Here is a 20,502-nt window from a genome sequence, read left to right as displayed (position 1 = left end):
GCACGGATCCCGTCCATGTACACACTCGACCGCGACCTCGAAGAACACATCACAGAGCTCTCAGATGGATTCATTCGACTCGGCGGTCGAGACACGCCGTTTACGCTCCAAGGCGGCGGTGACAAGCGGATCGAAGCGGCACAGTTCCACCAGACACGGGATCCGGATATCCAAGAGCGAGACGAACTCCGGAACGACCCTGTGACACGGGACCTCGACGAGTGGAAAGACGATCCACGACAGTACGACTTCCCGCACGTCGATACGATCCGGCACGAAGTACTCGAAGACCGTGCCGCAGAAGCCGAGCAATTCATCCGAGATCTCGGGTTGATCTCGGAGACAAAGTTCGGCGTCGATTTCCATGCCGATGGCCTGTACGGTCAGTACCTTCCGGGGATCGAGATCATCGAGATCGGTCAGGACACGTTCGATTTCCTCGGCTACCGAACTGGTCCTGTGCTCGCTCACGAGGTCGGACACGTGTTCTACGATGCTGTTACGGCTGATGCAGGTCACGAAGAGAGTGATCCGGTCTTCAAAACGGAGCAACAGCGGACCGAAGCAAAACGGATCAGCGAGCGACTCCACGGACCGATCCCGGAATCTGACATCGACGGGATCTCCAGTACTCGTACGAGCGAATCGGAGTTGTTTGCGGAAGTGTTCACCTCACTTGTCATCGAAGGCGAAGCTGCGGATCGAATTGCGCCGAATGCGAGCAAACGCGTCCGTGACACGCTGATCGATCACTTCGACTCGCGGATCCGGTTGCTGTTCGACGGGTAGCCGGCCCCGGACAGTTACTCTTCCCGTAGTTCATCATCCGTCTGATCGTCCGCGATTCCGATCTCTGCATCAGAAACTGTCAGATTGATATCTCCGGATCCGGTGTGCGTGACGGAGAGACCGTCGCTCACACGAACGGAGTGTGTTTCTGGTGCGTCGGTGAGTGCATCGTAGATCGCTTGTGCAGCTACTTTGCTTGCTACGCCGACAACGAATGAAATGACGACTGTCTCGGGGCCTGTCAGCGGGCGGACTTCTCTGTACTCGATCTCCTCCTCGGTCTCCGACGCTACTTGGTCAGCGAGAGACTCAATGATCGCCCCTGCTTCGTCCCTTGACAACGTTCCTTCTTCGACTTCCCAGATGAGGTATTCTTCTTGATCCATTATATTTGTCTCCGGTAGCTTCGGTATTATCACTATCGCTGGTGTACCTCAGATAGGAATCCGGTTGTTCGACTCGAGGGGATATTTGCATACCTCATGTCATGTGAGAGTTCAACGAGTGTGAACTGAGGCCTAGTACCGTATTCATCTGATACGAAGGTGAGCGCGGTGAGCTCTTTGCCGTATGCGGTCTCGAGAACTGAGGCTTCGTGAGCGTTTTATTGCCCCCTGACGGGTGCGGGGCGACTCATCTCGCCTCACACAGACAGATGGGACATCGAGCACTCGTCGCCTACGAGCGACCCGACGACACGTACAACCTGCACTACACCCACTGGGGCGGCTGCAACCTCAGGCTGAAACATCGAATCACCGAAGCGACACCGTTCGGTGAGGAGTACGACGGCAGCAGAGAGATCTACGAGGAACTCGGAACGGCCGCTTCGACGTACATCCCCGAGGAACACCGACACAAGCAGACCGAGGTTCGTCTCGAACCGACTGCAGTCGGAGTCACTATCGAAGAGGCACTCGCCGACCACCTCGATTTCCACATGCACGAGGCGTTCTACATCGTGACGAGAGAGTTCCAGGTCACGGCGTTTCGGACGTTCTGGTTGGGGTTCCACACGGAGGCAACCTCGGTCGAGGAGAGTCCGTCACACGGCCACGGCGTGATCTGTACGGTTCGGTGGTACGACGGCGAACCGGTCGGAGACGGGTCCCTCCGAGGGTGGTTTGCGGGTGCGAAGGAGGTGACCGCGGAACTGATCGACCGGGACGTGTTCAGCGAGGTGCAAGCGACGACGTTCCTCGTCGAGCGCCTTCTCGGGAAGCGACATACTGACGCGGAGACGTACGTTCGACGGGCAGACACGGACGAGAGCCGGTGGTATCCATCGCACTACAGCGCGACCCCTCGCTACAGAACGAACTAACTGAAGCTACGGACCGGAGTATATCGAGATGATCCGGCGGCGTCTCATGCGTGAAAGGATTCACCGCACTCCCGGCAGGTAACCCACCCCGAGGAGACTTTCTGTTTTTCGCCGCACTTCGGGCATTGCGTCCACGAACTGTCGTTATAGTAGCTCATCGAATTCTGTGAGGATCGGGTCGTTCGGTCGTCTGTTCGTCCATGGAGGGACTACCCGTGTGGGTCACTTGGAACGCTCCCACCGCGGTGGCCGGAGGCAACGCGAGTACACGTATCGAATCACTCCGGTGCATTGTACCTCGCTAGGGTTCGCGCGGTCGTTCCCTCCAACCGCTCACGGATTCGCTCTCGGTCCCACCCGAGCGGCGAGAGCACGCTCTCTGCCGCCCGGATCGCCTGCGCACGATACCACTCCGTATCGTACGAGTCGAGCGACTCGTGTGCCAGGCGAACACGGCCGAGTCCCCGCGCGTCGTCGTCGACGACGAGGTACTCGACGCGCTGGCCGGGCGCAAGCGCGCAGTCTTTCCACTTCGCCCGTTTCAGCGCCGCGACCGTCACCGTCTCGTGGCGATACTGCTCTACCCGCTTCGAGACGCGCTGAGAGATAAGGAGATCCCTCGGAGAGACGTCCCCACCCTCCAGTCGCTCGATCCACTCTGCGAGCACGTCACAGGTCGCCTCCGCATCGTGCGTGCGGTCGAGCGTCCGGATCAGTTCCTCTTGCAACCGGACGACCCACGTTGGGGTATCGTCCTGCCGTGCCTCGATACCACGAGTCTTCACCGCGTCACCGAGACCCTCTTCGGGGTACGGCACCCCACTGCGGCGACCGAAGTACCGAGTGAGTGCTCCACCATCGCCGTTTCGCCGGGGGCAGAACGCAACCCAGTCGAACTCGGCCTCGTACTCCAACTCGATCCCGGTGTTCTCGCTTACTTCGTGAGCGATCTGCTCGAGGTCTCGACGGTCGGCATCGGCGACGGTCGGCGCCGGCGTCACCCAGATCGAATCGACGATCCCGTGGAGGACGCGCCACCCTCCCGCTTCCAGCGCGTCCTTCGCGTCGAGAAGGATCTCACGAGCGAACGCGTTGATCGATTCGTGGCACTCGATCCGGCCGAACTTCGCGTTCGAGAAGCCTTGGTACCCGAAACACGAGACGAGGATCCACTTGATCGCCGACGACCGTGCCTCCAGGGTCGCGAGCTCGTCGGGGTCGTCCGTCTCGCGGATTCGACGTTTGATCTCGCTTCGGCCGTCGATGAGCGGCCCGAGGACATCGGGGAGGTAGCCATCGCGTTCGCAGATCGAATACCCCACGTTTGGAACGCGTGTGTTCTCACAACACCCGCACCGGACGGTCTCGGGAGAGATGTTGCGCGTCCGGATGATGTTCGGGTACATCGAGGAGAAGTCGAGTTCGTGGACGTCCTCGTGGACACCGACCTCCGGTGCGAGCGTCGTCCCGCCGCGGTCAGCGGTATCGAGCGTCGTTGCCGACCGGAAGAACTCGGGACGCCACGGTCGCCACGGAACGAGCACCCCTCGCGAGCGCGCTTCGCGGATCTGCATCGCGGTCAGCACGCGTCCGATCGACGCCCACGAGAGTTCCTCTAGGGGCAACCCGGCTCGCTCGACGAGGTCGAGACACCCATCGAGCCCCGATTCCGTGTAGAAGAACGTGTTCGAGCGGTCGAGCACCACCCGTCCGGGGACGGTGTAGCGCGCAGGTGAGTGGCCGACCTGCCCGTAACTGGTGTACGTCGACTCCGAAGCCAACTGGGTGTACCCCGGTTCGCGACCGAGCGCGTACGGCTCCAACCCGAACTCCGCGGCCGCCTCGAACAGCAGCGGCACAACCCGTGCCGTGTCGACGACGAGAACGTCCGGGTCGACAGATGAAATCCGGTGTGAGACCGCCTCCGCGACCTCACGGGGAGATGACCCGACCGACTCGCCACCCACCTGAAGCTGAGGGAGGGAGTCGAGTCCAGTTTCGTGGGCAGGGAATTGTATCTCGAGGGTCCGGAGATCCCGACTCGAGGTATCGGGGACAGGGTCGGTCTCAGTTTCTAGGGTGTAGCGGAGTTGTCGAGTGAGATCGACGTCGTAGCAAGTGTGTTCGTCCGGCTCGCCGAACTGGTGGATCCGACGGGCGATCGAACGAACGTCCTCGATACCTCGACAGTCGACGCGAAGGACGGGCCGGGCGCTCGATCGAAACGTCTGTCTCCACACATCCACTCCTGCGTCCTCTACCGCCGCCTGTCCCTCCAGAAACGCCCGGAGGCTCCGAAGGGACTCGGTGAGCGCCCCTCGATCCGGTATCTGTGGTTTCGGCGTCTGGCCGCCGTCGAGACCGTACAGTTCCGAGACAGGGGCACCCACGTACATGGTTGGGTGGTAGTCGTCGACTTCGGTTCGCTCGACGCTGTCCCGAGCCAGTCGCCACTCGGTCACGCAGTCGTCGTCGAAATCGAGTGTGAGCACCATCGCGTCGTTACTCGTCCCTCCGGAGGTGTGCGTCCCGGTCGGGCCCGTCGGTCGTCGAATCGTCTCGAGCGGCTTCGAGTTCGTCGACCCGCTGTTCGAGTTCGTCGATGCGGTCCTCCTGCTCGATGGCGATGCTCACGAGCATGGGCGCGAGGCGGTCAGGGTGATTGAGTTGGCTCGCAGCGTCCGCGTGCTCACGTGCGTACGTCCACAGTCGGTCGAACAGCGGTTGATGACGGCGTCGGAGTTCCCGGCGAAAGTCACCCCACTCGTCTTCCATCCGAGCGAGGATATCGCGGAAGGTGGGGTTCGTTCGACCCACAGTCACCACCCCTCAGGTGTTACGGGCGAGGACACTCGTGCTGTGGGCTCGTCAACGGAGATCGTCTGCTCGCCGTCGTCGACGGGAGCACCGGCGACCTGAGCGCGGTGTTCGAGTATCTCTCGCCAGAACGCGAGCGTCGTCTGCATCCAGCCGTCGCCCACGTGGTAGACGAGCGTCTCGTCGGTCCCTTCTTGGTCGGTGAACCGTGGCCCGAACGTTGTCGCGGTACACGAAAGTGTCTCGTGTGCTGCGGCTTCGACTGGAGCGCTCAGGTCGTCCTCGCGTGACCGCGTGAGTACCACCGGGATATCACGCTGGCGAGCGATCCCCGCCAGCGTCGCAAGCCGGCGGACGAGCAGGTCCTTGGATTGCTCGCGCGGAATGTCGTCCTCGCGGTACAGCCGGTCAATCGCGGGGACGACGACGAGCGCGGGTGGGGTCCTGTCGACGGCTGCGTCGGAGACGACCCGTGGAAGCCGGTCGAGCAGCGATGCGTGTTGATACGCAGTGAATCCTCGTGCAGCGGTGATCCGGTCGAGATACCGTGGGTGCGGTGCGAGCCGGTGGAGGGTTCGCGTTCGCACGTGTCCGCCGGCGTCGACCCAGAAGGCGCGACCGGAGTCGCCGATCAAGTGGTCGAGGACGACCGCACACAGGGGCTCGACGCCGAGCGACGAGTCGATATCGAGCAGCGTCACGCCCGGGTGAAGCGTCGGGAGTTCGACCCCCTCGTGTAAGCAGTCCTGGAGCATACACATGAGAACGGACACTGGACATAAAGACGCGAGCCGTCCGTGCTCGGTGAAACTGAAAGTGATCTCAAGAGGAGGTGTTCTGGCGAGTGAGTGTCTGTGTCTCTCCCCGCAGTTTGTCGGTTTGAGAGTGAGAACCTACGACCGCCCCATGTCATCTATCAGGTGAAACTGAAACCGCTCGGAGAGAGCGCAGTCTCCACAGGCGTTGATTCGGAGCGTCCCGCTCCTAACCGCTTGATGCCACGAGAAAGAATGCTCCATGCCGCGTTCCAATCCTTGTCGGCGGTGAAGCCACACGACGGGCTCGAGTGTTCGCGGACTCACAGTGGCTTGTCTGTCGAGACACGGTACGCCGCGCACTCTTTCGTCGTTCCTATCGCGTCTACCGCGACAAAATACGTCCCGTCGCGTTCACCCTCGTCGCGGCGTCGATATGCGCATGCGGGACCCGCTGCCAATGTTTCAATCCCGTACTGGGTTTCTCCCTCGTCGCGACAGCCAGCCGTCGCGCACGGTCGCCGGCGACCGCCAGTTTCAATCCCGTACTGGGTTTCTCCCTCGTCGCGACCCGTCCGCCGCCGGTTCCTTGACACTACTCATCCTCGTTTCAATCCCGTACTGGGTTTCTCCCTCGTCGCGACTATTCGGCCGTCCAATGCTCACCGTTCCCGATACTGTTTCAATCCCGTACTGGGTTTCTCCCTCGTCGCGACGTGCGCCGACGTCGTCGACGTTGATGGGACTGCGTTTCAATCCCGTACTGGGTTTCTCCCTCGTCGCGACGGTCTCGGGGGACCCCTCGGCATGACGACCGTCGAGGTTTCAATCCCGTACTGGGTTTCTCCCTCGTCGCGACCTGACACGGACGAAGTCTGAGTCGGAGGCCGTTCCGCGTTTCAATCCCGTACTGGGTTTCTCCCTCGTCGCGACGGGTCAGCTCTCGTGGCCTGCCAAATGGTGCCTACGGTTTCAATCCCGTACTGGGTTTCTCCCTCGTCGCGACGCGGCGATCTCCTCGCCCGCGTCTCCGAGAATGTCCGTTTCAATCCCGTACTGGGTTTCTCCCTCGTCGCGACGTGAGGCCGCTGTGACGGCCGTGCGACAGCACCGACAGGTTTCAATCCCGTACTGGGTTTCTCCCTCGTCGCGACACGACGTGAATCCGTCGAGTGCGCCCATTAGCTATGTTTCAATCCCGTACTGGGTTTCTCCCTCGTCGCGACCCGTGGGTTGTCTGGTGTGGCGTTCCGGCCGGAGAAGTTTCAATCCCGTACTGGGTTTCTCCCTCGTCGCGACGCCTCGGTGTTCAAGTTCGACGAGAACGCTTTGTTTCAATCCCGTACTGGGTTTCTCCCTCGTCGCGACGATCGAGTATGGCAGCTCGATCGGAACAACTCACGCGTTTCAATCCCGTACTGGGTTTCTCCCTCGTCGCGACAATTCCGAAGTGGCGAACTCCTGATCCACACGTCCTGTTTCAATCCCGTACTGGGTTTCTCCCTCGTCGCGACTATCATGACGTGTTCGGCCGTTACGGGGCCTCCCTGTTTCAATCCCGTACTGGGTTTCTCCCTCGTCGCGACGACATGCTCGGGCCCGGGCAGGCGTACTGGCAGCTCGTTTCAATCCCGTACTGGGTTTCTCCCTCGTCGCGACGACATGCTCGGGCCCGGGCAGGCGTACTGGCAGCTCGTTTCAATCCCGTACTGGGTTTCTCCCTCGTCGCGACGACATGCTCGGGCCCGGGCAGGCGTACTGGCAGCTCGTTTCAATCCCGTACTGGGTTTCTCCCTCGTCGCGACACGCGCGGAAGGTCAAACGGTGCGAGAGCATTGACGTTTCAATCCCGTACTGGGTTTCTCCCTCGTCGCGACCCGACTTGCTCATCTCCGCCGGATTTCCCTCATCCTGTTTCAATCCCGTACTGGGTTTCTCCCTCGTCGCGACGTGTACGCCGCCGATAACACTAAGTCGCCGGAGTGAGTTTCAATCCCGTACTGGGTTTCTCCCTCGTCGCGACAATGTTCTCGTCGCGGTCCTTGTCAACCGAGTCGTAGTTTCAATCCCGTACTGGGTTTCTCCCTCGTCGCGACAAACTCCCACGCACGCGAGTCCATTTAGACATTACATGTTTCAATCCCGTACTGGGTTTCTCCCTCGTCGCGACGTTTGGCACAAGCGCCGTTGTGGAGAACCACGTCGTTTCAATCCCGTACTGGGTTTCTCCCTCGTCGCGACCGAAAATGTCGAGATTGTCCCGCCCGCGACGGACACGTTTCAATCCCGTACTGGGTTTCTCCCTCGTCGCGACCCAAAACAGCAAGATGGATGCACTAAAAGAGGCAATGTTTCAATCCCGTACTGGGTTTCTCCCTCGTCGCGACAATTGTCTTCATCCCACCCGTCAAGGTCGTCACGCGGCGTTTCAATCCCGTACTGGGTTTCTCCCTCGTCGCGACCCGAACCCCGACTTTGAGGACCGTGGCGACTTCCGGTTTCAATCCCGTACTGGGTTTCTCCCTCGTCGCGACCTCGTCCACGGCGTCCGGAGCGACTTTCGCAAGTGTGTTTCAATCCCGTACTGGGTTTCTCCCTCGTCGCGACCGTCGATGCTGAGTTCCCCGACGACCGGGCTGACTGGGTTTCAATCCCGTACTGGGTTTCTCCCTCGTCGCGACACGCGATCCGCGCCGGCCCGGTGTCCATGTCCTGAAAGTTTCAATCCCGTACTGGGTTTCTCCCTCGTCGCGACCTTTGTCGTGACCGTGATAGGTTAGGCGGTTAGGGTTTCAATCCCGTACTGGGTTTCTCCCTCGTCGCGACCAACGCCGGATCGACCGTCAGCTGGGACTTCGACTTGTTTCAATCCCGTACTGGGTTTCTCCCTCGTCGCGACCAGGCCACCGACCCGCTCGGGTGGCTCGCCGGCGTGTTTCAATCCCGTACTGGGTTTCTCCCTCGTCGCGACACGGCGGTGAGGTCCGCTGCACGTTCGAGTCCTGGTTTCAATCCCGTACTGGGTTTCTCCCTCGTCGCGACCGGACGCGCCGGAAATGCAGGTCGGGCTCGTCTACTCAGTTTCAATCCCGTACTGGGTTTCTCCCTCGTCGCGACCGAGCGCCGAGTGGCTCTCGTTGTACCGCGGGAACGGTTTCAATCCCGTACTGGGTTTCTCCCTCGTCGCGACTCTTCGAGTCGTCGTCGGACCCGTCGTACGCCTGCTGTTTCAATCCCGTACTGGGTTTCTCCCTCGTCGCGACCGGGCCGGAGCGGGCCGCCTGCGGGAGCAGGTCGCCGTTTCAATCCCGTACTGGGTTTCTCCCTCGTCGCGACTCGATGCTGTAGCTCTTGGTCGATCCGTCGCTTAGTTTCAATCCCGTACTGGGTTTCTCCCTCGTCGCGACAGGGGGTGATATTCCGCGCAGAGGGCCTATAGCTTACGCACGATCTGCGAGAACGGACGCGCGGATCGTGGACCCCCCCTATACACGTCATTCAAGAGGGTCCACGAATCAGTTGAGCTGGAGCAGCCGAAGTCGTCCGCCGAGTGTCAGTGTAATCTGTCTCGTTTTGCCCTGTTTTTTGGTTTGAACCGCTCCGGCAGCTTCGAGTTCGTCGAGGTGGCGACCAACGGTACTTCGTGATTGGTCGCTCCGTTCAGCCACTGCTGGGAGTGTCGACTCTCCACCGAGATCTGCGACGGTCCGCAGCGTCTTGTGCGTCTTCGCTGGGGGTGAAACCATTAGCTTCGGCAATCGCAATTCCCTGACTTCTTCATCAATGTCGGTGAACTGGAGAACTGTGTCGATCCTCTCGTCTGCGACGAGCGCGGCGATCGAAAACGCGAGAAAGATCTCTCGCGGGCCGCCACCGAAATTCACGATTGTTTCTCCCTCAGCCGCCGTGAGCACGTCGACACACTCCAGAACCGCTGTCTGAAACTCGTCGTACGTGATCGGCTCGACAATAACCTCTACCTCTGGCCCGAGTTCCGAAAAGATCTGTTTCACGTCTGCGACCGCGCTGTCCCCATCCTCGTCATCGTTGTACGGACGGAGCAACACGACGACATCTCCTTCGTTCAACCCGTGTCCGAGTACCGGCCTGACGACCCGCGTGTCGTAGTACCCGATCGTCGAGACGTACGTGCGCATACTCCGAAGAGGTACACCTGCGCCTAAACGGTATTGTCGCAGGATTCCGCAGATGTTTGTAACCGATCGCAGGTTCCTGCATATATATCATAACGTGAATAAATTTCAAGTGATACCAACTTGCAGTGTGAAGACGTGCAGCAGGATGGACAACGACTCGGCGAACGGAGGTGGCGATGCGGCAGGTCGAATTGACGCTCCAGCCGACCGACTCGTTCGCGATTCCAAGTGCGGATGGGTATCAGGTGTACGGAGCACTGTTGAGCGCCGTCGATGAAGTTGCTTCGGACGTGAGCAGGCGCATCCACGACTCACAGCTCGGAAGTCTTCACAACAGCGGCCTGCTTGGGTCGTTCCGGGGATCCGACCGGAAATTCCACAAGCAGGTGGACCCCAGCGAAGAGTATCAGCTTTCGCTCGGTGTAACCGACCCGGCCGACCAGAGTGTCTTCGAAGCACTCGCGGACGCGTTCGTGTTCAGTGGCGACTCGCTCGACCTCTCGGAGGGATCGATGCGAATTCGTGGCTTTGCGAGCAGCAACGTCACCCACAGGGAGCTGCTTGCAGACGCAGCCGCGACCGTCGACGACCGACCAGAGACGTTCGAGATCGAGGTACGGTTTCGGACGCCGACCTGTATCAACGAGTCGGGTGAAATCACGACGATGTTTCCCCACCGAGGAGCGGTGTTTCAGTCGCTGTTGCGCAAATGGAACGCGACGATCCCGGAGGAATGCAGCGACGAATTAGAACTGGGAATGACCCGTGCGGACTTCGAGGGGAACCTCATCGAGAAACCCGACGCGAAGGCGTATGAAACGCACAGTATCCTTGTGAATCGTGGCGAAGACGGCTCGCCGATCTTCGCACAGGGATTCACCGGAACGTGCACGTACAAATTCAAAGACGCCAGTGAGGCCACGCGGAACGCCGTGACAGCGCTCGCCCAGTTCAGCGAGTACTCTGGTGTGGGGAGTTCTGTCGCGCGCGGTTGTGGAACCGTTGAGGTGGGGGTCCAATCGTGACAGATCGAGAAACACCTGCCGGCGCTGCGCAGTACGCTCACGAGTATCTCGTCGGTACGCCACTCATTGAGAACGTGCTTGATGCAGCCGGCGAGTACGATGCGAAAACGGAGCCCGAGGAGACGACTTCCCTGGCCGCCCACCTGCTTAATGCGATGACGATCGGCGTCAATGCGTTCGTCTATACCGCAGTCGACGGTGGCCGCGATATTATGGAGCTCGAAGAAGAACTTGAGGTTCTCGCAGCCGCCCTCGTGCTCCACGACACGAATAAGTACGTCAGAGAAGCGTATGGAGTCGAAGTCGACGGAAACACGCGAGAAGCCTTCGAGACGTACTTCGAACGTGGGGACGACTTCGGAGTGGAAGAATTCCTCGGTGAGGGATATCGTGATGACCTGCTGTACCTCGTCCAGCGAACCGAACTGACCGAAGACAGTCGAGAAACGCGCGGGACCGACACAGAGTTCGTCGGACTCGACCGTTACTGTCGACTCGGTGATCAGGTCGCTTCTGTGATCCTTCGTGAAGGGATCGAAGGAGGATACGAAACGCTCGCAAAGAAGGTCGACGATGACGATATTCACCTTGTGAGGCTGAACGCTGTTGAGCAGCCAGTGCTCAACAACGAACTAGTCAGTCGAACGAAAGAAGTGATTACCGGTGAGGACGGGGGTACAGAGTACGGCGTAGTCATCGGTAGTACGCCAAGCCGTGTCCTGTATCTCGGAAATGAAGCGGACCGGGAAACACTACAGGTCCGAGTCCGGGACCATTTGAAGGAGATGCTCGTCGAGAGCTATTCGTTCTCTTGCAAACTGAACTGGAACTCCTTCGATTACGACATCCTCGCAGAGTTCGCTCTCGATCCGGAGCAAAAAGAGAAACTCATCGCTGAGGAGTTCAGAGAGCTCCTCGGCGCCGGGACGGCAGGCGTGGAAGGATTCGAACGGATCCCCGAAGAGTTCGACCAATACTTTGGGGTACTCGCAAAGGCGGTCTACATCGACGGTCAATCAGACTTCAGTGACCCTGATGTACAGGCAGCATATGATGATATTTACGAGGAGCAGGGTCCACAGAAGGTGAAGATCCACTTCATCGCTCACCTCGTACGGAAATTCGATGAATACCGAGAATTTCTCGAAGAGCTCGCGGCGGCGGTCCGTTCAGACCTCTATGCAGATCTGGAACCCGAGACGGACGCGATCGCGACGGCCATCGATCACTTCTTCGATGCGGCTGAATCGACATATCTCCCCTCGAAAGAGGAGATGTGCTTCCTCTGTGGTTCACCTGCCGAAACCCAGTATCAAAAAGGACTGTCCGCAATATACCGGACCCAGGAGTTCTCTCGACGGGTCCCACCGCACGAAAAGTACAAATCAATCTGTGAGGTGTGCAACCTCGAGTACGCGCTTCTCGCCGATCACTGTGATCGAGCGGGTGTAAACCTGAACGCGAGCGTCGGCGTCGCGTACTATTACTTCGATGAGTTCCTCGGTGATCTTCATCTGTTCGGTGGGGAGATGCTTGGTTTCGAGCAAGATGAAACACTAGATCTGGGAGACACAAGCGTTCAGAAGAACCTGACCTCCCCGCAGTACTACATCCAGCCGTTCCGTTTCGGGAGCCATCCGGCAATGGGTGAAAAGAACGAACGGATGGTCGTCGTCCGGCAACTGATGCAACGCGCACAGGATGTCGGGATGAAAGTCGTTCTCGGTCGACCGTTCGCGCAGTTCAACCCCACCGAGAAGGCGTTCGTCGATGAGGAAGCCATTCGAGAACAAGAGGTCCTCGGGCTCGATGAAGCGGCACGATTCGGTCCACTCCCGTCGTTCGTCGACCGGGAGGAAGGATCGGAGTCACACCTGCGCCGGGCGCTCGCGTTGCACAAGATCATCGCGACGGTCGGCTTCGAGTCCGGGATGAGTAATCCATACCTCCAGTTGGATCGAGACACGTTCCACTCGCTGAGCGATTTCGTCGTCCGGAACGTGGACGAGCCGTCACGACTCCGTGAACTGGAGTCGTACCTTGAGACATACCACCACCACCAATACATGGACATGCAAACCGTCGCCGAACGGGGGATCGACCTGTTCGGCAAACAGTTCGACAGCAAGTACAAGAAGACGAAAATCTTCCGCGAGGCGATAGACGCGTTCCTCAGCGGGAAAAGCCAGCGAATGACAGAGGAGGATCTCCTCGACTACGTCGAAGCGCAAGTGTACGCTGCAGCTGACAGGGAAGACTACGCCGGCTATGCCACACCTGAACAGGCTGAAGCGTTCGTGAACGCGCTCCGAGCGTATCTCGAGGAGAACAACCTGTACACGCTCAAGAAGCTTTCCGACTGGGAGAACGCTCTCGTCAACTCGTATCTGTACGCCTTCGAGCAGGTGGTGTACGACTACGAGCCAAACGAGACAGAAGTAACCGAACAGTCTGCCGACTGATCACCCCCTCACAAAACCAATGACACTCACGTACCCTGAAACCGGCCTCGTCGACTCGTTCGAGATCTACCGCACGCAGAAGCCGAGCATTACGCTCGTCGTCAAACGGGAAATCACCGAACCGACCCTCTTTCGCAACTCCAGCAACGACCGTGCCGAGACGCAGGAGTTCGGTGACCGACTACACGCACAGGTTAACGGCGAGAAATTCACCAGCAAAGAACGACTAACTGGACTTGACCTGCTTCGGGGACTCGACGGCGATCTCGTGGACGAGGCGTATACGTACAACGAACCGGCTGACCTTTTAGAATCGGTGAACGTCGGCACACTCACGTACGGCCTCGCCGGTACCGGAGATCAGGATTTCGCGATCAAGTCGCGGGTTATTGAGGGCTACACCTACACGACCGACGAGTACGACCTGATGAACAAGGAGACCCGGAACGCGGTGTATGAGTCCGGGACGATGCGTAACGAAGAGGGCGAACAGTCCGAAGCCCTGTTCGATTATGTGAAGGTACAGCCAGGAAACTCACTCGTACATTTCATCACGTTGGAAGCAGCGACAGGCCCGATGCTGCTGTACACACTTCACAACCTTTTGAATACTGGTCGATACGGAGCCCGAGAGACGCGAACGGGACGGAACGTCCGCAACTCTGTGCTCGGCATCGTACTCGGCGAGCATGACACTTCGCTGTCGACCGGCGAGCTTCTGATGGAGTACCACAACGAGGACGACGATCTGAGCGACAGTATCGGCACGTATATTGAGGACGTGCGCCGCTCCGATTGGGAAGTGTACGGCGAGATTGAAGGGGCCGAGTCGTTCCCGGACTGGTACGAACGGATGCAGGCAGTTGCCTCCCGTGAGGCGGACGATGCCGACGAGGTGCTTGCCGCTGAGTTCCGTGACCTTACTGACGCTGCGATGACCGTCTTCGGGGAGGATGATTGAGCAGACCTACGAAGCTCGCCTGTATGCCCCTCTGTTCTATTCGAGCGCTGAGGGGCGCTCGATCCGGACGGAGCCGATGCTATCGGCTACTGCGCTCATGCACGCCCTCGGCTATCGCTACTTCGGGCTTGAAAAGCGGTATGCGCTCACAGGGTCGGAAGCGACCGAGCCGTCGTACGACCACCTCCGAGACCTCCCTGTATTTGTGACCGACATGCGGCCTCTCGCTGTGGACGCAAGTGAGCGAACCTTCCGGAGCACTGACTACCGGTCGGAACGACACTTCACGACCAATGATCCAGAGGTTGCAAAGCGAGTAACCGGGAAGAAGTCCGTACCCGAGATCCTCGAACGTTCAGGCGCTGCATGGCAGACAATCCGGAACTATCAGGGGCTCGCACCGGGATCAACGTTCGAATTCACGGTCTGGAGCGCAAGGCCCCTCCCCCACCAGCCCGCCTTCCGAATGGGGATCAAACAGACCGGGGAGTTCCGTGCGCAGAAAACTAGCCTCGATCAGTTGGTGCTGAACAAGTATCTGCTAAGCGAGGTGTACGACGTTCCAAGCGACCGACTCACCGAGCTGTTGGAACGGAGTGAGTCGTTCCGCCGGGGGAACGACCCACGACTCCAACATTTCGTCGGTGCGGATCCGGAGTACGTTCGTGAACAGATCCTACCGGAGGTATTGCCAGAGGGGGCGAGATGATCGTTGAGGGCGCTTCGCTGGCAACAGAACCGGCGAGTGAAGGCTTCGAACGCCGTGGATTCGAGTATGCTCGCGCGTTCCAAAATCGGACGGCCGAGTGGGCTCGCGCCTCCGACTCTGAGCCTGTAGGTATCCTTCGAGCGCCGACTGGTGCCGGAAAAACTGCGACCTTCCATGAAGTGATCGAACAAAACGGGCTTACACTCGTCGTCTACCCAACGAACGCGCTACTCAACCAACAGGCAGAGCGGTTTGACAAGAAAGGCGTTGATATCGCACGGCTCAGCGCCGATTCGTTGTCTGGGCACGGGGACGAGCGGGTAGAAAACCTCCTCCAACTCACGGATCGCTTTGCTGGCCACGACATCGTCGTCACGAACCCGGACATCCTGCAGGCGATCATTCAAGACATGTATCGGGGAGCAACGAAACCGATGCAGTTCTTCGATAGATTCGATGCAGTGATCTACGACGAATTTCACTTCTACGGGGACCTCGCTGCAAGCGGACTTCTGCTTCAGATTCAGATTTTCCTCGATCGGCGTCCTAGAATGGACGTACTCCTTGCGTCGGCAACCCCGGATGAATCGTTCGTCTCGTTCATCGACGAGGAACTCTCTGTTCCGACCCGGGACCTCTCTGTGAAATATGACGACGATGGTGACAGATTCCGACAGGACGTTACCGTCACCCGTCATGAGGAAGCTGCGATAAATGACCACCGGGAGGCGGTCGCAACACGTCTCCGAGAACTCATTACTGAGGCGGAAGAGACGTCGGAACCTCAGGTCGCGCTTGTATTCAATAGCGTCGCTGCAAGCAACGACTTTCACACGTACTTGCAAGTGGAGTTCCCGGATGTTTTCGAACACACTGCGAAAGATAACGGGTTCGACACAAACGACCCGGACGCTCAGCTGGAGGACGAGACGTTCTTCATCCTAAACACAACAAGCAAGGGAGAAGTCGGCCTCAATTACGACATCCGGACACTGTTCATGGAGACACCGGCAACCCCGAGTTCGTTTATCCAGCGGTTCGGACGCGCGGGCCGCCAGCACGAGGCGGTAGTGCATGTATATGGGTTGAAGCAGATGTCGTGGCCGGATCGACTCGACTACCCGTCGTTCGTTGAGACGATCTATGAGGGGCTTGGGAGAGGACGAAGTACTGCACAGGATCACGCGGTGCTACGAGCGCTCGTTGGGCTTCGAGCGGCATACGCAATCCACACTCGAATGAAGGGTTCGGAGTGGTTCAACGAAGAGCTCAGAGAAGACTTCGAATCCGTCACGGAGTATGACAAGTGGGCGGCGTTCGTTCGGAGCGTGACGAGTGCGGTCGACGGCGTCGGTGAGTTCGGCCATCCGATCACGAACAACAGTGTGACTCACAAGCTCCTCGGATTCACTGAACACTGCTTCGAGGCGTTTCGGGGCCTCCGCGGCCGTTCGTTGCCGGTTAACGTTCGCTACCCAAGAGGGGATCGACACGCATTAACCACGTATGACCTACTCACGACACTCCGCTATTACGATATCGACGAGATAGCAAACGACGAGACGATCGTCGTTTCGCGTCGTGAGAATGGTCAACCAGTCATGATTTCGGCGCGATTCCCAGGGTACGAAAACCGTCCGCTCGACTACAGTGGGCCGAATCGCGAAATCAGAGAAACGTTCGAATCGTGGATCCGCCCAGAAATCGCCGAATCATCCCTTGAAGATGCAGATATTGACGATGGTTTGATGAATCGCTTTTACGAAGTCGTCGACTTACCAGAGGTCGTCCAGCCGGTGGAAATCCGTCACGGTCAGCACAAAATCTACGTCGATTCCGACGGTGGTGGCCCACCGTCAGTTAGGGTAGAGCGTCGACGGATATGACCGACGAACTACTCAATGTCTCCGATCTGAATCAGTTCGTGTACTGTCCCCGGCGATACTGGTATCTCCGCTTCTTCGATACACAGGGGCGAAACTACGAACGAACCGAGGGACAATTGATGCACGATTCACAATCTACCCGGGGTGGGTGGCTGAACGAACTCTACCTTGAGGACGAAGACCTCGGGTTGAAAGGAAAGATCGACGTGCTTGAACTGAACGGCAAGCCGATTCCGATTGAGCGCAAGCGTGCCCAAAGCGGCGACTACTACAAGAGCGATGAGCTTCAACTGGCCGGCTACTGTCTGCTGCTGGAAGCGCATCTCAACGAACCGGTCAGAGAAGGAGCGATCTATCTCTATGAGACAGACCAGCGGATGCACATCAGGATCACCGATGAGCTGCGGGAAGCAGTGAGGGAGCGGATAGCCGCGATGCGAGCAATGGACGCGGATGAGGTCCCACCGATCACGGAGAACCCACGGAAGTGCGAGGGATGTTCGACTCGTTCATACTGCATGCCCCAAGAGACACTCATCCTCGAACCCGACCGAGTACCAAGCGAGGAATGGGAGGCCGAACTATGAAAGCCAGCGATGGAATGTTCCTCGACTCGGTCGTGTACGTCACGACTCAAGGAACACAGGTCCGCGTCGATGGCGGCCAGATCGTCGTCCACGATGTCGACGGCGACGAAGGTGATCTCGGGACGTTCCCGACGGCGAAAGTCGAAACGATCAACGTCTTCGGGGGCGTGAATTTCTCGACGCCATTCGTTGCTGAAGCGAACGAACACGGAATCGTGCTGAACTATTTCACCCAGCGCGGGAAGTATCGCGGGAGTTTCGTTCCAGAACGGAACACGATCGCAGAGGTTCGCCGTGCCCAGTATGCGCTCGAGGACGCGGTCGAACTCGACATCGCAAAGGCGATGATCCGCGCGAAGATCCGAAACGCGCGGACGCTCCTCTCTCGGAAGGGTGTCACCGGTACGGACGTGCTCCGGGATCTAAGTGAACGCGTCGGTCACGCCGACTCGAAGGACGACCTCAGAGGGATCGAGGGCGAGGCTGCCGAGCGGTATTTCGCCCGACTCGACGAGACGCTCGTCGACGGGTGGACATTCGAAACGCGAAGCAAGCGTCCGCCGGAAGACCATATCAACTCGCTGCTGTCGCTGACGTACGTGATGATGAAAAACGAGGTACTCACGGGACTCCGGAGTTACAACCTCGATCCATTCCTCGGAGTGTTACACGCGGACCGGCACGGCCGACCGTCGCTGGCGCTTGACCTGCAGGAGGAGTTCCGTCCCCTGTTCTGTGACGCGTTCGTCACCCGGGTGGTGAACCGCGGGACGTTCACCCACGACGACTTCCGGGACGATAACCGGCTGCAGGACGATGCCTTCCGGACGTACCTCGACAAGTTCGACGACTACATGGAGGAGACGCTGACCCACCCCTATTTCGGATACGAGGTGACTCGTCGGAAGGCAATCCACCAGCAGTCGATCCTCCTCCGGAAAGCGATCACCGGTGAACTCGACGAGTATCACGCGCTGGAGGTGTCACGGTGAGACTCGCGGTCACCTACGATGTCAGCGACGACGCTAACCGGCGCCGGGTGTATCGGACGCTCGAACGATACGGCGCGTGGCGACAGTATAGCGTCTTCGAGGTGGATGTGACGAAGGCTGAGCGGGTAGAGTTAGAGGACGAACTGGCCGACCGGATCGACGAGAGCGACGGTGATCGAGTCCGGATCTACCGGCTGTGTGAGTCATGTCTTGACGACATCACGGACATCGGGTCGGAGCCACCGGATGAGCAGTCAAACGTGATCTGAGATCGGGCTTCGTGGACCTTTTTGTCGTCTGTGTACGGTGGGGGTCCACGAAGATCGACTGCCGAATTGCCGGTTGAGCACAAACTATAGAATCTTTCCGGCGTATATTACCCCCTGTCGCGACGAGGGACAAACCCACTCAGGGATTGAAACTGTACCACCGCCGCGGCGAGACGAAGATCACGCCCGTCGCGACGAGGGACAAACCCACTCAGGGATTGAAACTCGCTGTCGACGGGCTCAAAAACCCTCGACTTCGGCGTCGCGACGAGGGACAAACCCACTCAGGGATTGAAACACGTGGCGCGTGTCCGCTTCGAGGTTGCTCCGGTCGCGACGAGGGACAAACCCACTCAGGGATTGAAACACGTGGCGCGTGTCCGCTTCGAGGTTGCTCCGGTCGCGACGAGGGACAAACCCACTCAGGGATTGAAACACGTGGCGCGTGTCCGCTTCGAGGTTGCTCCGGTCGCGACGAGGGACAAACCCACTCAGGGATTGAAACTCTGAGGATGGAGTCTTTCATGTCATGGTTGAATGTCGCGACGAGGGACAAACCCACTCAGGGATTGAAACTCGTTCGTTTTGTGTCCACTCGAATATGTCCTTAATGTCGCGACGAGGGACAAACCCACTCAGGGATTGAAACTCGGTCTCGGTCATGCTCGCGTGCTCACGCTGCGTCGCGACGAGGGACAAACCCACTCAGGGATTGAAACGGCCACCCGGTCCCCAGGCCCCCCTACGGTAGTAGCGTCGCGACGAGGGACAAACCCACTCAGGGATTGAAACTTGTCGAGGTCGTCGATACGCGACACCTGTCGTGTCGCGACGAGGGACAAACCCACTCAGGGATTGAAACTTAGGAGAGGTTGTCGAAGACGCTCGGAAGGTAGCCGAGTCGCGACGAGGGAGAAACCCACTCAGGGATTGAAACGGGACGGCTATGAACTGCTCACTACCGTATCGTCCGGTCGCGACGAGGGAGAACCCACTCAGGGATTGAAACTGGGAGGAGCAACACCGCCGGCTCCGGCGTGAGGGCGGGTCGCGACGAGGGAGAAACCCACTCAGGGATTGAAACTCGTCGACCGTGTTCGAGACGTCCTCGCGAGTGGTCGCGACGAGGGAGAAACCCACTCAGGGATTGAAACGGTTCGCGTCCAGGTCGCTCGGGCCATCCGCTGTCGTCGCGACGAGGGAGAAACCCACTCAGGGATTGAAACCACCTAAGGGCGACCCAGACGGGGAAGACGTCGACCGTCGCGACGAGGGAGAAATCCACTGAGGGATTAAAACTTAGCGCTCGTCGAGGCGGACGACCGCGTCGGGGTATCGCGACGAGAGAGAAAATCCAGAACGACATTGAAACGGCTACGTCGAGCAGAACCCGCTCGCGCTCGCCGGTCGTGACGGGTGAAATGGGGTCTCCTGGTGTCAGCAGTAATCAAAGAACCACCCAGGAGATCTCCAGAAGATTAGTCGAGAGCTTCAACTGGAGGGTGGGCACAGAAAGAGATTATACAACAGTCATAGAGATAACAGGTGTGATATTCAGCGTCGACGAGGCCGAACAGGAACTCGAGGAGGTGAAGCCGAGAAACCTCGCTGAGCTCGATATCCTCGAGCGACGGGACCTCCAAGAGTGGGTGATCGAACAGCCGAGAATTCTCGGTGAAGACCTCCTCGTGATTACGGAGAATCGAGGAGAAAGCTCCGTGCTTTAGCGCGGGGATGAATCCGACAACAGAGACGCTAACCACGGGTTT

16 protein-coding genes, 1 pseudogene and 2 CRISPR repeat arrays are annotated in these 20,502 nt (G+C 58.9%); of the genes and pseudogenes, 11 read left to right on the top strand and 6 right to left on the bottom strand.

Annotated features, from left to right (window positions below; all coding sequences use genetic code 11):
* Positions 1–15 precede the first annotated feature (15 nt).
* Positions 16–789, top strand: coding sequence for a hypothetical protein (locus ACQUQ1_RS03215; protein ID WP_435062826.1), 774 nt, complete (start codon positions 16–18; stop codon positions 787–789).
* Positions 790–803: 14 nt separating this feature from the next.
* On the opposite strand, the gene ACQUQ1_RS03210 is transcribed toward ACQUQ1_RS03215, so the two are convergent.
* Positions 804–1,175 (bottom strand): hypothetical protein, encoded by a 372-nt coding sequence (locus ACQUQ1_RS03210; RefSeq protein WP_435062825.1) that lies wholly within the window; start codon positions 1,173–1,175, stop codon positions 804–806.
* A 269-nt stretch (positions 1,176–1,444) separates the two neighbouring features.
* On the opposite strand from ACQUQ1_RS03210, the gene ACQUQ1_RS03205 reads away from it, so the two are divergent.
* The gene (locus ACQUQ1_RS03205) at positions 1,445–2,113 is read left to right on the top strand and encodes a DUF6735 family protein (RefSeq protein WP_435062824.1); all 669 of its coding nucleotides are present in this window, start codon (positions 1,445–1,447) and stop codon (positions 2,111–2,113) included.
* A gap of 278 nt (positions 2,114–2,391) precedes the next feature.
* On the opposite strand, the gene ACQUQ1_RS03200 is transcribed toward ACQUQ1_RS03205, so the two are convergent.
* From ACQUQ1_RS03200 to csa3, 5 genes and pseudogenes are all read right to left on the bottom strand, one after another.
* Entirely contained in the window at positions 2,392–4,608 is a 2,217-nt protein-coding gene (locus ACQUQ1_RS03200) for a type B DNA-directed DNA polymerase (RefSeq protein ID WP_435062823.1), read from the bottom strand.
* Positions 4,609–4,615: 7 nt separating this feature from the next.
* Entirely contained in the window at positions 4,616–4,930 is a 315-nt protein-coding gene (locus tag ACQUQ1_RS03195; protein WP_435062822.1) for a hypothetical protein, read from the bottom strand.
* A 2-nt stretch (positions 4,931–4,932) separates the two neighbouring features.
* A complete protein-coding gene (locus ACQUQ1_RS03190) occupies positions 4,933–5,685 on the bottom strand; it encodes a hypothetical protein (RefSeq protein WP_435062821.1) in 753 nt (250 codons plus the stop codon).
* 161 nt (positions 5,686–5,846) lie between these two features.
* A pseudogene (locus ACQUQ1_RS03185) lies at positions 5,847–6,101 on the bottom strand (zinc ribbon domain-containing protein); the annotation flags it as partial.
* 46 nt (positions 6,102–6,147) lie between these two features.
* A CRISPR array of direct repeats spans positions 6,148–9,092; the repeat unit is 37 nt; unit sequence GTTTCAATCCCGTACTGGGTTTCTCCCTCGTCGCGAC.
* Positions 9,093–9,200: 108 nt separating this feature from the next.
* Complete coding sequence (gene csa3 / locus ACQUQ1_RS03180) at positions 9,201–9,842, bottom strand: CRISPR-associated CARF protein Csa3 (RefSeq protein ID WP_435062820.1); 642 nt, start codon at positions 9,840–9,842, stop codon at positions 9,201–9,203.
* 176 nt (positions 9,843–10,018) lie between these two features.
* Here csa3 and cas6 point away from each other — a divergent pair, with 176 nt between their 5' ends.
* From cas6 to ACQUQ1_RS03135, 9 genes are all read left to right on the top strand, one after another.
* Positions 10,019–10,867, top strand: a complete 849-nt coding sequence (gene cas6, locus ACQUQ1_RS03175) for a CRISPR system precrRNA processing endoribonuclease RAMP protein Cas6 (RefSeq protein ID WP_435062819.1) — start codon at positions 10,019–10,021, stop codon at positions 10,865–10,867.
* A complete protein-coding gene (locus ACQUQ1_RS03170) occupies positions 10,864–13,329 on the top strand; it encodes a hypothetical protein (protein WP_435062818.1) in 2,466 nt (821 codons plus the stop codon). The genes cas6 and ACQUQ1_RS03170 overlap by 4 nt, the downstream gene beginning before the upstream one ends.
* A gap of 19 nt (positions 13,330–13,348) precedes the next feature.
* Positions 13,349–14,290, top strand: a complete 942-nt coding sequence (cas7d, locus tag ACQUQ1_RS03165) for a type I-D CRISPR-associated protein Cas7/Csc2 (RefSeq protein ID WP_435062817.1) — start codon at positions 13,349–13,351, stop codon at positions 14,288–14,290.
* Complete coding sequence (locus ACQUQ1_RS03160; protein WP_435062816.1) at positions 14,283–14,999, top strand: hypothetical protein; 717 nt, start codon at positions 14,283–14,285, stop codon at positions 14,997–14,999. The genes cas7d and ACQUQ1_RS03160 overlap by 8 nt, the downstream gene beginning before the upstream one ends.
* Entirely contained in the window at positions 14,996–16,885 is a 1,890-nt protein-coding gene (gene cas3, locus ACQUQ1_RS03155) for a type I-D CRISPR-associated helicase Cas3' (protein WP_435062815.1), read from the top strand. Before ACQUQ1_RS03160 ends, cas3 begins: the two co-directional genes overlap by 4 nt.
* Positions 16,882–17,472, top strand: coding sequence for a CRISPR-associated protein Cas4 (gene cas4 / locus ACQUQ1_RS03150; RefSeq protein WP_435062814.1), 591 nt, complete (start codon positions 16,882–16,884; stop codon positions 17,470–17,472). The genes cas3 and cas4 overlap by 4 nt, the downstream gene beginning before the upstream one ends.
* Positions 17,469–18,464 (top strand): CRISPR-associated endonuclease Cas1, encoded by a 996-nt coding sequence (gene cas1 / locus ACQUQ1_RS03145; protein WP_435062813.1) that lies wholly within the window; start codon positions 17,469–17,471, stop codon positions 18,462–18,464. Before cas4 ends, cas1 begins: the two co-directional genes overlap by 4 nt.
* Positions 18,461–18,733 carry a CRISPR-associated endonuclease Cas2 gene (gene cas2 / locus ACQUQ1_RS03140; protein ID WP_435062812.1) on the top strand — a complete coding sequence of 91 codons (273 nt, stop codon included), beginning with the start codon at positions 18,461–18,463 and terminating at the stop codon, positions 18,731–18,733. Before cas1 ends, cas2 begins: the two co-directional genes overlap by 4 nt.
* A 116-nt stretch (positions 18,734–18,849) precedes the next feature.
* Positions 18,850–19,670: a CRISPR direct-repeat array (repeat unit 37 nt; unit sequence GTCGCGACGAGGGACAAACCCACTCAGGGATTGAAAC).
* 472 nt (positions 19,671–20,142) lie between these two features.
* Positions 20,143–20,460, top strand: a complete 318-nt coding sequence (locus tag ACQUQ1_RS03135) for a hypothetical protein (protein ID WP_435062811.1) — start codon at positions 20,143–20,145, stop codon at positions 20,458–20,460.
* Positions 20,461–20,502 lie beyond the last annotated feature (42 nt).

This window comes from Halobaculum sp. EA56, from assembly GCF_051195075.1.
In the GTDB taxonomy this organism is placed as follows: domain Archaea; phylum Halobacteriota; class Halobacteria; order Halobacteriales; family Haloferacaceae; genus Halobaculum.
The sequence above is the reverse complement of the archived record's forward strand: the minus strand, read 5'-3'. Positions and strand labels throughout refer to the sequence as shown.